Below are 13,591 nucleotides of genomic sequence, written 5' to 3'. Positions count from 1 at the left end.
GGGTCGAGCCCGGGAAGCAATACACCGAATTGACCTGGCCGCCGCCGCGCGACGGCCAGGCAACCGGGTTTCAGCAGGCCAGGGTGGGCACGGCCGAGGTCGAGCCCGCCGAGCTCAGGGTCGCGAGTGGACGACCGCGCAGCGCGACGACGGCCTGCGGGGTGGCCCTGGCCGCGGTGGCGGTGGCGAAGCCGCTGGCGTCGAACGCGATCGCGCCGCGGTCGGCGACCGGCCCGGCGCAGGTGACGCGCAGGCCGAGCAGGTACGCGCGGGCGCGGAGCCCGGGCAGCGGCCGTCCGCCCACCTGGAACGCCTGCAGCGCGAGCGCGGTGCTGTTGGCGTTGGGGGTGCCGGTTCCCGGACCGGACGCCAGACCGCCACCGGACTGCTGACGACCGACCAGCCAGGTCACCGCCGGGTGGACGGGGCGGTGGGCAGCGGCGAGGGCCTGGACCGCGAAGCCGGTGGCGTCGGTGTCGCTGACGCAGGTCGGGGCACCCAGGGTGATCGGGTAACCACCGTCAGCGCACTGCGCGGCGGCGAGGAAGTCGACGGCCTTGGTCGGCGCGCCCGCGGTCGTGCGGCCGAGGGTGATGACAGCCAGTGACTGGGTGATGGTGTTGCTGAAGTCGCCCCAGGCGGAGACGTCGGAGAACCGGCCGCTGGGCGCCTGCAGGGAGCGCAGTCGGGCGATCAGGTCCACGCCGCCGAACGCGGTCGGGTTGCCGCCCCGCACCTGCACCGCCAGGGCGGTCTTGGCGGTGGCGCCCGCGTAGGCCTCGCCGTCGGTGCCGATGTAGCCGCCAAGGTTCTCGGGGCGGGCGAGCCAGGTGAGGGCAGCTCCGCCGTGGCCATCGGAGGTGCCGCTGGCCGCTAGGGCGAAGACGGTGTCGATGGTGAGACCTTGGTCGGGGTAGGTGATCCCGCCGAACTCGGTGACCATGTGGTCGCCGTCGACGAGTTGGCGCGCGAGCCAACCTGCCGCTGCCTGGGCCGGAATGTGCGTAGGTGCGGCGGTAGCGCTAGGTGCGGCGATGACCGTGACAGCGCAGGCGACCACTAGGGCCAGGGTTCTGCGTCTCATGTGAGTTCCTCTCTTATGGGGTGGAAATGAGCGCGGCGGGCAGCGCGCCGGAACACGCGCAGCAGCACGGGTCCGGTGGCGAGCACTAGGACAACGGTGGTGATGGCACGGCCGATGTCCCAGCCGAGTGAGGTGGCCAGGGAGAACAAGAACAGGCGGGTGAGGTTGTCACCGATGGGGTCGCCTGGCACGAAGGACAACGTGGTTCCCGAGCCCAACGCGAAGGGCCAGAACGACAGGTTCAGCAGTAGCCCATAGAGCAGACCGGCGATCGCGCCGTAACAGGCGAGCATGACCAGTTCGAGCCGTCCGCTGACTTTAGGGAGCAGGCCCGCACCTAACGCCACCCACGCGGAGCCGAGCATCTGGTAGGGCAGCCACGGCCCGACACCGCCGGTGAGCAGTGCAGAGGCGAACAGGGTGGTGTTGCCGAGGACGAAGCCGAACCCGGGCCCGAACACCCGGCCCGCGAGCACCATGAGGAAGAAGATCGTCTCGATCCCGGCAGTACCCGCCCCGAGCGGCCGCAACGCGGCTCCTAGCGCACTCAGAACCCCGAGCATCGCGACGGCCTTCGCGTCCATCCCGCCGTCGGCGAGCTCAGCTAGGACTACCGCCAGCGCGACAGGCAGCAGCAACGCGAACACAAGCGGTGCGTCGCGCCCATGCGCGATACCAACACCGGGGTCGACGACTAGTGGCCAGCAGAACGCAACCACGCCCATCACCGCGGACAGCGCCAACGCGATGGCCGATCGTGGTCCGATCTTCACAGGCGTGTTCATAGAGCCGCCAAGGCGGTCTCGACAGCGGCAACGGTGAGCCACGGCTGCGGCGCGAGGACCTTGGCTACCTGCGGTGCGAAGACCGGTGACGCTGTCACGACCTGATCGACCGGACCGTCCGCGACCACCTCGCCGTCGGCGAGGACAACGACCCTCTCGGCCGCTTCAGCCACGAACTCGACATCGTGGGTGGCTAGGACAACGGCGTGTCCAGCGCGGGTGAGCGCGCGCAGGTTCTCCGCCAACCGGCTCTTGGCGGGATAGTCCAAGCCTCGGGTCGGCTCATCGAGCAACAAGACCGTGGGGCGCGGGGTCAGCGCGATGGCGAGCACAAGGGCGAGGCGTTGCCCCTCAGACAGGTCTCGCGGGTGGATGTCATCGGGGATACCTGGGGCCAAGTCGTCGACGAGTGCGCGGCAAGTCCCCTTCGGGCGACCGGACTCGGCGTCGGCTTGAGCGCATTCAGCGGCGACAGTGTGCAGGTACAGCAGGTCCGAGGGCTGTTGGGGAACCAAGCCGATCTTTGTGCGGCGAGCTGGGGGCTTGAGCGAGGCGGGATCCTTCCCGTCTACCTCGACGGTGCCGGACGCCCGTTTACCGCTGCCCTGCAGCGCCCACAGCAGGCTCGACTTACCGGAGCCGTTGCGGCCCATCACCGCGACCCGCTCCCCCGCTGACACAGTCAACGTCACTTCACGCACGGCGGGCGTCTTGCCATACCGGACGGAAACGGCGTTCGCGGTCAGGATCGCGTTGGCTGGCACAATGTCCGCTACCGGCGGCGTAAGAAGGCGCAAGCGTTCGCGCAAGGGACCAGCGAGGCGGCGAGCATCGCGAATAGACACCGGTGGTGGATCCCAACCCGCGAGCTGGCCCAACCGCACGACAGGCGGGGCTACCGGAGCGTCCGCGAGTACCGGGCCGGGGTCGCCTATCACTGGAGCGACCCCACTGCCGGGCAGCCAGACAACGCGGTCGGCGTACTGAGCGACTCGTTCAAGCCGGTGCTCGGCGATGACAACGGTCATGGCCAGGTCGTGCACGAGCCGGTGGACCGCGGCGAGGACGTCTTCGGCGGCACCCGGGTCGAGCGCTGACGTGGGTTCGTCGAGCACGAGGATCCGGGGATGCGCGGTCAAAGCAGCGCCAATGGCGACTCGCTGCTGCTGACCGCCGGACAGCGATGCCAGGGGCCTGTCCCGCAGGTCGGCCAGCCCGAGCAGGTCGACGGTCTCTTCAACGCGCTTGCGCATGACGGCGGCGGGGATCGCGAGCGACTCCATCGAGTAGGCGAGTTCCTCTTCGACGGTGTCGGTGACGAACCCGGCAACGGGGTCTTGCCCGACCATCCCCACCACGTCGGCCAACTCCCTGGGCGGGTTGATGGCGGTGTCGCGGCCATCTACGAGAACGCGACCCGTAAGCGTGCCGCCGGTGAAGTGCGGGACAAGACCATTGATGGCACGCAGCAAGGTGGACTTACCGGCCCCGGTACCGCCGACGACCAAACACAGCTCGCCTTCTGGGATCTCGAAGTCGACACCAGCCAGCACGGGCTTCTCCGCGTAGGCGATTGTCACCTGCTCGAACCGGATCACGAGAGTGCCTCCCGTCGCGCCAGCAGCACAGGGAGCAAGGCGACTAACACACCGATGACGGGCACTACGGGCACCTCCGGCGCGGTGAGCGGAACCGTGGACGGGATCAGCGCGAGCTCCCCGAACGCCTCGGCTAGCACGGCTGCCGCACCCGCTGCTGCTCCAGAGGCGGCGATCAGAACTGACGGCACAGTCCATCGATCAGGCCGGTAGCGCGTGCGGGCGAGGCGACGCGAACCCAGCACGAGCCCAGCTACGGCAAGCACAACACCCACGATCAGGACCGGCACACCTACGAAGGCAGGTGCCTCAGCGTCCAAGAGGCCGTAAGCACCAACGCATAGACCTATAAGCCCGCCAAGGACGAGTACAGCCGTCGTCACGCGAGTCCGCTTCGGGAGACCTGCGGTGCGGCCATAGCCACGAGAGTCCATCGCAGCGGCAAGGTGCAACGACCGGTCCAATGCGTCTTCCAACACCGGCACCAGCAGGGTCCGTATCGCGTTCCTCCCTCGGGCGGCATCACCACGCAACGCTCTAGCCCGCCGCACCGCTCTGGCTGATACCGCCAACTGCGGCGCCACGGTCAACGCGACAACAACCGCCGCGCTGACTTCGTAGAGCGCAGCTGGCACGGACTTGAGCAGGCGGCGCGGATCAGCGAGCGCGTTGGCGGCACCGATGCAGCAGAGGAGAGTTGCCAGCTGAAGTCCTTGATAGAGGGCGTGAACGAGTCCTTCAGCGGTGACATCGCCACCCAGGCGGATTCCCTTGGCCCAATCGGGCAAGAGGACTTCCGGCAGCGTGAACAGCACCGTGGGGCCGGTGATGCCGCCAACGACGATCGAGAACACCAAGCGGATAGCGATGACGAGGAGCCCGAACTTCAAGAACATCCCGTAGGCCGATGACCACGGCGCGTTCGACCGGCAGTGCACAGCGACGAACCCGGCGACAGCGAGGATGACGGCCAGCAAGACCGGATTGGTGGTGCGGCTGGCCGCCACCGCCAATCCGAGCGCCCACAGCCACCAGGCGCCGGAGTGGGGTGGGCGCACTACTCGTCCCTGGCCCTGCGGCGGGCGGTGACTGCGGCGACCCCGGCGAGCACGACAACGACAACGCCCACGACGATCAGCGTCGTCGGTCCGCCACCGGATTCCTTCTGCGCGGCAGTGGGCTCCGGCTGAGACAGCGGTGGGGTGATGGACTCAGGCACTGAACTCGTCGGAACTGGGCTAGCCGATGCTGTGGCCGATAGCTCTGTCGTCGGTAGCGCTACCGACGAACTCAGAGCAGACGAGCCTGGGGCAACAGTGGTCGGCACAGGCGTTGTCGGGCGAGGCGGGACTACCGGCGGAGCGGTTGTCGACACAGGCACAGGCTGGGGCGGCACTACCGGCGGGATCGGCGCGGGTTTAGCCGGGGGCGCAACGCCTGGCGCCTTACCTGCTCCATAAGACCAGCCCTCGACAGTGCCAGAGGCTGGATCGCGATTGGCCGCGCCGAACGAGCTGTAGTTCCAAGAGCCACCACGGTCGGCGTGCCAGTAAGACCAGTACGCGGTCGCGGGCGGCGTGTTGACGCATGCGTCGATGTCCGGCCCTGGCCGGTTGTCGATGCGGCAGACGAACCCGGGCTGGCGAGTCGGGAAGGTGTACCCAAACCCGGCTTGGGCCAACGCGGCGAGCCCGCTGTTGGGGTCGCCCGGCGCGCAGCGGGTCTGTACGCCACCGCCCAGGGAGCCGAAGTCGACGACGACAGTCACCCCGGTGCTCTCGCAAGCCGCCGCGGTCGCGGTCGGGGCACCGACCACGAGCGCGGCGGATGCGAGGAACCCGGTGAGGAGAAGCCGAAAGATCACGGTGCCTGCGTGGGAGCAGTGCCCGCGCCGAACGACCATCCCTCCACGGTCCCGGGCGCGGGGTTGTAGCTACCCGCGCCACTGCTGCTGTAAGACCAAGTGCCGCCCGGGGTCGCGTGCCAGTAAGACCAGTACGCGGAGACGGGTGCGCCGTTGCACGGGTTAGGCAGTGAGTTGAGGCGGCAGACAAAGCCGGGCTGCCTGGGGACGAACGCGTAGGTGAAACCCGCTCCAGTAAGAGCCGTGAGCCCAGAGGTCGGGTCACCGAGTGCGCAAGCAGTCTGGACAGAGCCGCCGAGCGCGGTGAAGTCAACGATGACAGTTACGCCTGTGGTGCCGGAGCACGCGGCGGCCTGCGCGGGAGATGCTCCCCCGGCCAGGATGGCTGCCGCGGCAAGCCCGGCAGCGGAGACAGCGGCGGTACGACGAACAGCGGTCTTCATGTTTCCCCTTAGCGCGTGGACGGGCGACGGCGGGCGAGCACAACGAGTGCGCCACCGCTAAGCAGCAGCAAGACACCCAGCCACGTGACGGAAGGCCGGTAAGTACCGGTGGCGGCGAGCGCGGGTGAGTTGCCACCCTGCGGAACCGGATTGGTGTTGTTACCGCCCGGGTTGACGACCGGGTTGATGGCGCTCGACGTCGTCGTAGTGGTAGTCGGGGTCGTGCAGTCCACAGTGGGCAGGGCGTTGCTTGCGCCGACCGCACTCACCTTGGCGTAGCTGATCCCCAGGATGCCGGGGATGGCCTGGCTGGTGGCCCGGACGGCGTTCTCGCTCTGTCCCGGCGCGTAGAAGATTGCTCCTCGCACAGCCTCCGCAGCAGTGCATCCCTGCTGAAGTCCGGTCAGGAACGTGGCGGCCTTGTCGGCCTCGGCGGTCTTACCGCCCGCGCGCAGGGCCTGTGCGGCCAACCCGGTCGAGTTGGCGTTGTCCACCGAGCCCGGCAGGTTCGCCTTGAACCCGCCCGCGGCGGACTGCTTGCCCACCAACCAGGTCAAGGCCGCGGTGGCGGCGTCGGTGCTCCCCGCGGCCACCAGCGCCTGCACGGTGATCGCCGTTGCGTCCACATCGGATACGCAAGCCTCGTCGAAGTCGATCGGGAACCCGCCGTCCTGGCACGCGCTGCCCGCCAGGAACTCGACCGCCTTGACCGGCGCGCCGCCCGCCCGGTGCAGGGCGAGCACCGCGAGGGCCTGGCTGAACGCGTTCGACTGGTCCGGCTGGGTGGAGGCGTCGGTGTACCGGCCCGACGGCGCCTGCAGCTCACCGAGCTCGGTGATCAGGTCGACCTCGCCGAAGGACTTCGGGTCCACCCCGCGGGACTCCGCGACCAAGGCCAACTTCGCGAGCGGACCCGCGTAGGACTCGGCCGCACCGTCCCCGACGTACTCCAAGACGTTGTCCGGCTTGGCCAGGAAGGCCGCCGCCTTGCCCGAGGCGTCCGAGGCGACCCCGGCCGCGTCGAGGGCGAACACGACGTCGGCGGTGAGCCCGAAGTCGGGGAAGGTCGGCGTGCTCTCGACGTGCTCGCCGTTGATGAGCTGGCGGGCTAACCAGCCCGCGGCGGTGTCGTCCGCCGCCGCGCCTGCCTGCGCGGCCGCACCTACCGGGGTCGTGGCGAGCGCGACGGTGACGACACTGGCCAAGACTGCTGCTCTGGGGCCAAGGCCCATGTCCAACGCCTCTCGCGCGGGGAGGACGTGGCAGAACCCGGGCACTCGCGTATAGCGGCGCACCCGGGCCCCAACCCGCGGTCCTCGACGGTTCGGAGCACGCCGCGCCCCACAGGCGTTCGGGCTCGCCGCCACGCGGGCGGCCTACCGTTGCGGGCCAGCGCCGGAGTTAGACCGGACTTCCCCTGAGTGGGCGCGGATGCTGTATCGCATCGGATCATGCCCAACGGCATCCGAACACCGCAAGATCAGCGCCAAGTCGCCAACATCACCCACCCGGACGGCCCAACGAGCGGTTTTCCCGTTCGCGCCAACGCAAGCACCACGACCAGCGACGACACCTCGCCCGCCGGTCGACGGCCGTTGGACAAATCGTGACCACACCGAGCCCGGCGCCTGACCCGAACAGCCCAACCGCGCCGGGGCCACTCGCAGCAGCCCGGCCCGGTGGCCCGGTGTTCGGTTGCTTAGCGGCCCAGTAGCTCAGTAGCTCAGCGGCTCAGTAGCTCGGTAGCTCGGTAGCTCGGTAGCTCAGTCGCGGCGCAGCACCAGCAGGGCGATGTCGTCGTCCTTGTTCTGCCCGTAGGTGCCCAGCAGCCGCTCGCAGATGGACTCCGGGTCCTCCTCGGCCCCCATCGAGGCGCGCAGGTGCTCCATGTCGGCGTCCAACGCGGCGGTGCGGCGCTCGATGAGGCCGTCGGTCATCAGCACGATCGTCGTCCCGGCGGGCACGTCGATCTCGGTCGCGGGCGGGCGTGGCGTTCGAACACCGAGCAGCGCCCCGGGCAGGCGCAGGTAGCGGGCGCCGTCGGCGTCGACGATGAGCGGCGGGATGTGACCCGCGTTCGCGATGGTCGCCTTGCCCGCCACGGGGTCCAGCAGCAGGACGCACAACGTGGTCAGCCCCTCCGGGTGGAACCGGCGGAGCATGGCGTTGAGCCGCTCGACGATCAGGTCCGGCGGGTGGCCCTCTATCGCGTACGCGCGAAGGGCGTGCCGGACCTCACCCATGATGCTGGCAGCTTCGATCGAGTGGCCGGTCACGTCACCAATGGCCACCAGCAAGTGGTCGCCCAACTCCGCCACTTCATAGAAGTCGCCACCGACCTGAGCGACCGTAGAGGCTGGGACGTAGCGGGCTGCCATGGTGATGCCATCGCAGTGCGGTAGGCCGCTCGGCAGCAGGCTCCGCTGCAGCGCCAAGGCGATGTCATGTTCGTCCGTGAACGCTCGCAGGCCCTCAGCGGCAACTGCGGTGGTTAGTCCTATCTGGACGAGCAGGTCGCGGTCCTCCTGTGCCACGACAGCCTCAGCGGGCAATGCCACGCACGTGACCGGGTGGTCTGAGCGAGTGCGCGCCAAGACTACGCAGGTACGGCCATCGGGGAGGGTCCGCAGTGCCGAGGTGGTGTTGTCCGGGAGGACCTCGTCGGCGAGGTCGCGCAGCGGGTGCGTGGTCGATAGCGCCACCTGCTTGCCCGCGCCCTCGGTGCTACCCCACATCTCACCGCCGTCGCGCAGTCGCACCAGGACGGTGGCCGCGCTGTCGAGCACCGCGGCTGCCCCATGGGCGGCCGCAGTGACCAGTGCGGGGAAGCTGCGCGCGGCGTTGATCTCCAGGCTCACGGCCGTGAGCCTGCTCAGCCGGGCGGCCAACCGCTCCGCGGCGGCCCTGGCCCGGTAGTAGCGCAGCGCGGCCTTCACCGTGGCCAGCAACTCACCGGGGTCGACCGGCTCGCTCAGGTAGGCGTCGGCGCCCCTGGTGAGGCCCGCGGCCCGGTCGCTCGGCTCGATCATGCTCGCCGAGACGTGCACCACCGGCAGCGCCGCGGTCGCCGGGTCGCTCTTGATCGCCTCGCACACCTCGAACCCGCTCATGTCCGGCAGGTTCACGTCCAGGATGACCAGGTCGAACGGGCGCGAGCGGACCGCGGCGAGGGCGCCAGCCCCGGTGTCGGCCTCGACGATCTCGTGGCCGTTGCGGCGCAGCCAGCCACCGGTGACGTAGCGGCTGGCCTCGGTGTCGTCGACGACGAGGATGCGGGCCGGGGCGTCCTGGTCGGCGAATCCCGCGCCGGTCACGGCTCTTGGCCCGCGGCCAGCGCGCGGCGGATGCCGTCGCGCACCGACTCGGTGGTCAGCTGGGAGGTGCGCAGCACCACGAGACCGCTCTCCCGGTCGCGGTACTCGGCCGACTGCAGGGCCAGCACCGGCGTCGCGGCGAGCCGGGGTTCCCGGCGCAGCCCGGCGAGGCAGTCCTCGGCGTGCGGGGCGGCCAGGTCGAGGACCAACAGGTCCGGCGGCTCCGCGGTGGCCATCAGCACCGCGCCCGCGCCGTCCGCGGTCTGCCGGACCGCGCCGACGAGCGGGTCCATCGCGGTGCTCAGCCTGGCGCGCAGGGTGTCGTCCGCGGTGACCAGGAGGACCGAGCGCGGCCGAGCGGGTGCCTCGGCCGCGTAGACAGGGAGTCGCACGGTCACCAGGGTGCCCTGACCAGGCGTGCTCCGCAGATCGAGTGACCCGCCGAGTACCTCGGCCACGCTGCGCGCGTAAGGCAGGCCGAGCCCGGTGCCGACCGCGCGCGCCTGCAACGGGTTGGGTACTTGGTGGAACTCCTCGAAGACCTTGTCCAGGTGGTCGGCAGGGATGCCGATGCCGGTGTCGCTGACGGTGAACGACCAGACATCGCCTTCGACGGCGGCGCTGACCTTGACCTCGCCGCGCTCGGTGAACTTGAGGCCGTTGGAGACCAGGTTGCGCAGGATGTGCATGAGCAGCGTGTCGTCGGTGCGCAGCGGTGGCTCCACGGGCGGCTCGGCCACCACCAGGGCCACCTCCCCCACGCGGGTGACCGGCAAGAACCCGTCGCGCAGTTGCGCGAACAGCAGCCGCAGGTCGACCTCGCCGATGCGCGGTTCCAACCGGCCCGACTCGGCTTTCGCCACATCCAGGAGGTCGTTGACCAGGGTGAGCAGGCCGCCACCGGAGGTGCTGATCAGTTGGAGCTGCCTGCGCTGGTCGTCGGTGAGGGGTTCGGCGCCGGGCCCGAGGAGGAGCCGGGCCAGCCCGACGATGGAGTTGACCGGCGTCCGGACTTCATGGCTGACGTTGGACCAGAACCTGTTCTTGGCTTCGCTCGCCCTCTTGAGCTCAACACTCTTCTGGTCGAGTTCGGCATAGAGGGCCACTACGCCGCGGTTGGTCTCGTCGAGTTCTTCGGTCAGCTCGCCATAGAGGGCCAGCACGCCGCGATTGGTTTCCTCGAGCTCTGCGTTGAGCCGCAGCAGTTCCTCTTGCTTGCGTTCCAAGCTGTCGAGCGTAAGGAGGAGTTCTTCGTTCTGTGCCCGTAGTTCGTCGGCAGCGTTACCCGGCTGAAGGCTGCCCAGTTCCTCGCGCAGACGATCAGCCGACTTCTTGTCGGGGAACACTGATCCGGCCGACAACGCCTTACGCACCAAGACAGCGACGCCGCCGCGGTGCTGTTCGACCTTGACCTCGTCGAGTAGCCGCTCCGCCGTGGACCACCCGGGCTCGGACACCGGCACACCGGGAAGTGCGGTTCGCAACCGCACCACCAGCGACAGCGGCGGCTCCTCGTCGAGGGCGAACACGACAGTCAACGGAGACCGTCCAGTTAGCAGCAACCGCCCGAGGTCGCTTAGTGCCGTGGCGACCCGGATCTGGTCCTGCGCTTCCATGCCTATCGCGCGTGCGACCTCTCGGCCGCGCTGCCGCAACAGGAACACGCCTTGCTCACCGGAGAGCGTCAGGGCCAACAGTTCGGTGGTCACCAGCCACCTGCCTTAGCCACCACCACGCTCGCGTCATCGCGACGCACCCCTGCTTCACGCAACAGGTCTAGAGCCATCACCAGTGGCTTCGCGCGCCAGCGATCCAACGGGTCTATCGACCACCGCTCATTTAGGCCGTCAGAGTGCAGCACCACTACGGCATCATCGGGCAGTTCGTAGTCGAATCGCCGGATCGACCGAGCCTGGTAGCCCGCGATACCCGGTAGAGAGACCATTCCGCGCTTGCGTTCAGCCACGACCGCGGCCGCGATGTTGCCCACTCCCGCGAACCGCACAACGGAGGCTGCCGGATCCAGCTCGGCAACCGCGACGGCGCCACCTCTGGTGCCGTTCATCCCCACATGCAGCCTGCGGACCATCTCTTCCGGCGTGGTCAGGTCAGTCTCGAGGAACGTTCGAACGGCGGCTTGCGATGCCAAGGCCGCTAGCGGGCCGTGGCCAGAGCCGTCGCACAGCATCAAGTGCAGCCGGTTGTCCTGCCTGCGAATGGCATACCCATCACCGCAGATGTCCTCGCCGTCCATCGGCCGAGTCACCCCGGTCGCGAAGTCCTCGCCCGGCGCCGGGCGGTCACGCTTGGCCTCGGGGGCGAAACGGGCGGTGAGAATGGTGCCCTTACCGACCGCCGACCGGATCGCGGACAGGTCGGACAGGCGGGTGACCGCGCCGAGGCCGATCCCCAGCGTCCCGGTGGTGGAGTGGCCGTCGCGGAAGGCGAGTTCGGGGTCGGCCATGCCCGGCCCGCGGTCGACCGCGGCGACCTCGACCTCGGCCCTGGCGTCGGTCCGCAGCGCCCGCAGCAGCAGCACGCCCTGCTCGGCGTGCTTGGCCAGGTTGGTCGCCAACTCCGTCACCACCAGCGCGATCTCGGCGGTCCTGGTCGGCGGGAACGCCAACCGCTCGGCCAGGCCGGTCACCGCGCGGCGCGCGGCGCCGACAGCGCTGGCGTCCTCGACCGGCAGCCAGGCGACGTCCTCGGCGGTGGGCACGGGGCCCGCCCCGGTCACCGGGACCACTTGACCACGGTCACGGTCGTGCCGCGACCCACCTCGCTGTCCAGGTCGAACTCGTCGACGAGCCTGCGCGCCCCGCTGAGCCCCAGCCCCATGCCCCGGCCGCTGGTCCAGCCGTCGGTCAGCGCGAGGGTGAGGTCGGGGATGCCGGGGCCCTCGTCCTGGAAGCTGGCCCGCACGCCTTGGCGCCTGCCCTCGCCGAGCAGTTCGACCACGGCCGTCCCGCCACCGCCGTAGGTGAGCGTGTTGCGGGCCAGTTCGCTGGTCGCGGTGACCAGTTTGGTCTGGTCCACCAGCGACAGCTTGGCGCGCTGCGCGAAGGACCGCACGATCTGGCGCACTCGGACGACGTCTTCGTCGGCGCCGATGGGGATGTCCTCGCGCGGGGCGCTCACCTCGGCGCCCGCTCGCCCAGTTCGGCGAGGATCGCCAGGCCCTTCTCCAGGTCGAGGGCGGTGCGCACCTCACCGAGGGTGAGGCCCAGCTCCACCAGCGTGATCGCCACCGCTGGCCGCATGCCGACGACGACGGTGTGCGCGTCGAACAGCCGCGAGGTCGAGGCGATGGTGGCGAACATCCGGCCGATGAACGAGTCGACGATGTCGACCGCCGAGATGTCCAGCACGACCCCGTGCGCGCCGGTCGCGGTGATCTTCTCCGCCAGGTCCTCCTGCAGCGCGAGCACGTCGCGGTCCTGCAGGTCGACCTGGATGGAGGCGAGCAGGACATCGCCGATCTTGAGGATGGGGATGCGCTCCACCGCGCTCACCGGCCCCGCTGGGCGGCGACGACGTCCACGCCGGAGCGGCGCAGCGCGTGCCGCAGCGCGTCGGCGAGGGAGGCCTTGGTGGTGATGTCGCCGAACTCGATGCCGAGCCCGACGATGGTCTGCGCGATGTGCGGGCGGATGCCGGAGATGGTGCACTCGGCGCCCATCAGCCGGGCGGCCATGACGGTCTTGAGCAGGTGCTGGGCGACCTGGGTGTCGACGGCGAGCACACCGGTGATGTCGATGATGGCGTGCGCGGCACCGGTGCTGACCAGCGCCTCGAGCAGCTTCTCCATCACGACCTGGGTGCGCGCGGAGTCCAGGGTGCCCACCAGCGGCACCGCGAGGACGCCGTCCCACAGCTTGACGACCGGGGTGGTCAGTTCGAGCAACTGCTCGGCCTGCTCGTCGATGACCTCTTCGCGGGCCTTGGCGTAGGTCTCGAAGGTCAGCAGCCCCAGGTTGTCCAGCAGCAGCGAGAACGCGGCCACGTCACCCAGGCTACCGTCGACCTCGGCGCGGTCGACCAACTCGAACAGGGCCTGCTTGAGCGCGAAGACACCGATCGCGGTCTCGGTCGGGGTGAACCCGGCCCGGGCCCGGCGACGCGATAGGTCTGACAGCAGCGCTCTGGTCTCGGCGTACGGAGCGGCCTGTACGTCACGGCTACCGCTCTCCACCCCAGCGAGCACAGCGGCGTACAACTCGGTCAGCTCCCGCTCCAGTTCCGGGGCACTCACCCGGCCCCTGAGCGGGGCGGCCACCAACTCCACCCACCGCGCTGACAGCGCGGGGGCACCGGCTCGCAACAGCTCAGCGAGGTTGTCCGGACGGCCCGTCTCGATCGTCATCCTTAGCCTCCTAGTCGACCCGACCGGCGGAGCTTAGCGCCGGGGGTGGAGCGGTGTTCACGTTCGGGCCGCGCCGGTCACGGTCGATCAAGCTGGTCGTCCGGGCTCGCCGAAGCCACGAGCGGGCTGTGTGCTCAACC

The 13,591-nt window shown here is 69.6% G+C and carries 13 protein-coding genes; all 13 read right to left on the bottom strand.

Features of this window, described 5'->3' with window-relative positions:
* Window positions 1-70: 70 nt before the first annotated feature.
* The gene (locus LV75_RS33740; RefSeq protein ID WP_253891600.1) at window positions 71-1,084 is read right to left on the bottom strand and encodes a prenyltransferase/squalene oxidase repeat-containing protein; all 1,014 of its coding nucleotides are present in this window, start codon (window positions 1,082-1,084) and stop codon (window positions 71-73) included.
* Window positions 1,081-1,869 carry an ECF transporter S component gene (locus tag LV75_RS33735; RefSeq protein WP_253891599.1) on the bottom strand — a complete coding sequence of 263 codons (789 nt, stop codon included), beginning with the start codon at window positions 1,867-1,869 and terminating at the stop codon, window positions 1,081-1,083. The genes LV75_RS33740 and LV75_RS33735 overlap by 4 nt, the downstream gene beginning before the upstream one ends.
* Entirely contained in the window at window positions 1,866-3,467 is a 1,602-nt protein-coding gene (locus tag LV75_RS33730) for an ABC transporter ATP-binding protein (protein ID WP_253891598.1), read from the bottom strand. Before LV75_RS33730 ends, LV75_RS33735 begins: the two co-directional genes overlap by 4 nt.
* Window positions 3,464-4,525 carry a CbiQ family ECF transporter T component gene (locus LV75_RS33725; protein ID WP_253891597.1) on the bottom strand — a complete coding sequence of 354 codons (1,062 nt, stop codon included), beginning with the start codon at window positions 4,523-4,525 and terminating at the stop codon, window positions 3,464-3,466. Before LV75_RS33725 ends, LV75_RS33730 begins: the two co-directional genes overlap by 4 nt.
* On the bottom strand, window positions 4,525-5,370 hold the full coding sequence (locus LV75_RS36025; protein ID WP_504923905.1) for an SCO2322-related protein: 846 nt from the start codon (window positions 5,368-5,370) through the stop codon (window positions 4,525-4,527). Before LV75_RS36025 ends, LV75_RS33725 begins: the two co-directional genes overlap by 1 nt.
* Window positions 5,328-5,774 (bottom strand): SCO2322-related protein, encoded by a 447-nt coding sequence (locus LV75_RS33715; RefSeq protein WP_253891595.1) that lies wholly within the window; start codon window positions 5,772-5,774, stop codon window positions 5,328-5,330. Before LV75_RS33715 ends, LV75_RS36025 begins: the two co-directional genes overlap by 43 nt.
* 8 nt (window positions 5,775-5,782) lie before the next feature.
* Entirely contained in the window at window positions 5,783-6,979 is a 1,197-nt protein-coding gene (locus LV75_RS33710) for a prenyltransferase/squalene oxidase repeat-containing protein (RefSeq protein WP_253891594.1), read from the bottom strand.
* A gap of 558 nt (window positions 6,980-7,537) precedes the next feature.
* Window positions 7,538-9,088, bottom strand: a complete 1,551-nt coding sequence (locus LV75_RS35745; protein ID WP_253891593.1) for a SpoIIE family protein phosphatase — start codon at window positions 9,086-9,088, stop codon at window positions 7,538-7,540.
* Window positions 9,085-10,797 (bottom strand): ATP-binding protein, encoded by a 1,713-nt coding sequence (locus LV75_RS33700; RefSeq protein WP_253891592.1) that lies wholly within the window; start codon window positions 10,795-10,797, stop codon window positions 9,085-9,087. The genes LV75_RS35745 and LV75_RS33700 overlap by 4 nt, the downstream gene beginning before the upstream one ends.
* A complete protein-coding gene (locus tag LV75_RS33695) occupies window positions 10,794-11,834 on the bottom strand; it encodes an ATP-binding protein (RefSeq protein WP_253891591.1) in 1,041 nt (346 codons plus the stop codon). Before LV75_RS33695 ends, LV75_RS33700 begins: the two co-directional genes overlap by 4 nt.
* Window positions 11,822-12,226 (bottom strand): anti-sigma regulatory factor, encoded by a 405-nt coding sequence (locus LV75_RS33690; protein ID WP_253891590.1) that lies wholly within the window; start codon window positions 12,224-12,226, stop codon window positions 11,822-11,824. Before LV75_RS33690 ends, LV75_RS33695 begins: the two co-directional genes overlap by 13 nt.
* Window positions 12,223-12,600: an STAS domain-containing protein gene (locus LV75_RS33685; protein WP_308211086.1), complete on the bottom strand. Its 378-nt coding sequence runs from the start codon at window positions 12,598-12,600 to the stop codon at window positions 12,223-12,225. The genes LV75_RS33690 and LV75_RS33685 overlap by 4 nt, the downstream gene beginning before the upstream one ends.
* Window positions 12,597-13,451: an STAS domain-containing protein gene (locus LV75_RS33680; protein ID WP_253891589.1), complete on the bottom strand. Its 855-nt coding sequence runs from the start codon at window positions 13,449-13,451 to the stop codon at window positions 12,597-12,599. The genes LV75_RS33685 and LV75_RS33680 overlap by 4 nt, the downstream gene beginning before the upstream one ends.
* Between the last annotated feature and the right edge of the window lie 140 nt (window positions 13,452-13,591).

It is taken from the genome of Actinokineospora diospyrosa, from assembly GCF_024171925.1.
GTDB lineage: Bacteria > Actinomycetota > Actinomycetes > Mycobacteriales > Pseudonocardiaceae > Actinokineospora > Actinokineospora diospyrosa.
Note: the sequence above shows the minus strand (reverse complement) of the source record. Positions and strands in the feature narration are given on the sequence as shown.

Excerpts from the sequence above, each read along its gene's own strand:
- LV75_RS33740 (WP_253891600.1), bottom strand. The coding sequence starts at position 1,084 with ATGAGACGCAGAACCCTGGCCCTAGTGGTCGCCTGCGCTGTCACGGTC.
- LV75_RS33680 (WP_253891589.1), bottom strand. The coding sequence starts at position 13,451 with ATGACGATCGAGACGGGCCGTCCGGACAACCTCGCTGAGCTGTTGCGA.
- LV75_RS33715 (WP_253891595.1), bottom strand. The coding sequence starts at position 5,774 with ATGAAGACCGCTGTTCGTCGTACCGCCGCTGTCTCCGCTGCCGGGCTT.
- LV75_RS33735 (WP_253891599.1), bottom strand. The coding sequence starts at position 1,869 with ATGAACACGCCTGTGAAGATCGGACCACGATCGGCCATCGCGTTGGCG.
- LV75_RS36025 (WP_504923905.1), bottom strand. The coding sequence starts at position 5,370 with ATGGTCGTTCGGCGCGGGCACTGCTCCCACGCAGGCACCGTGATCTTT.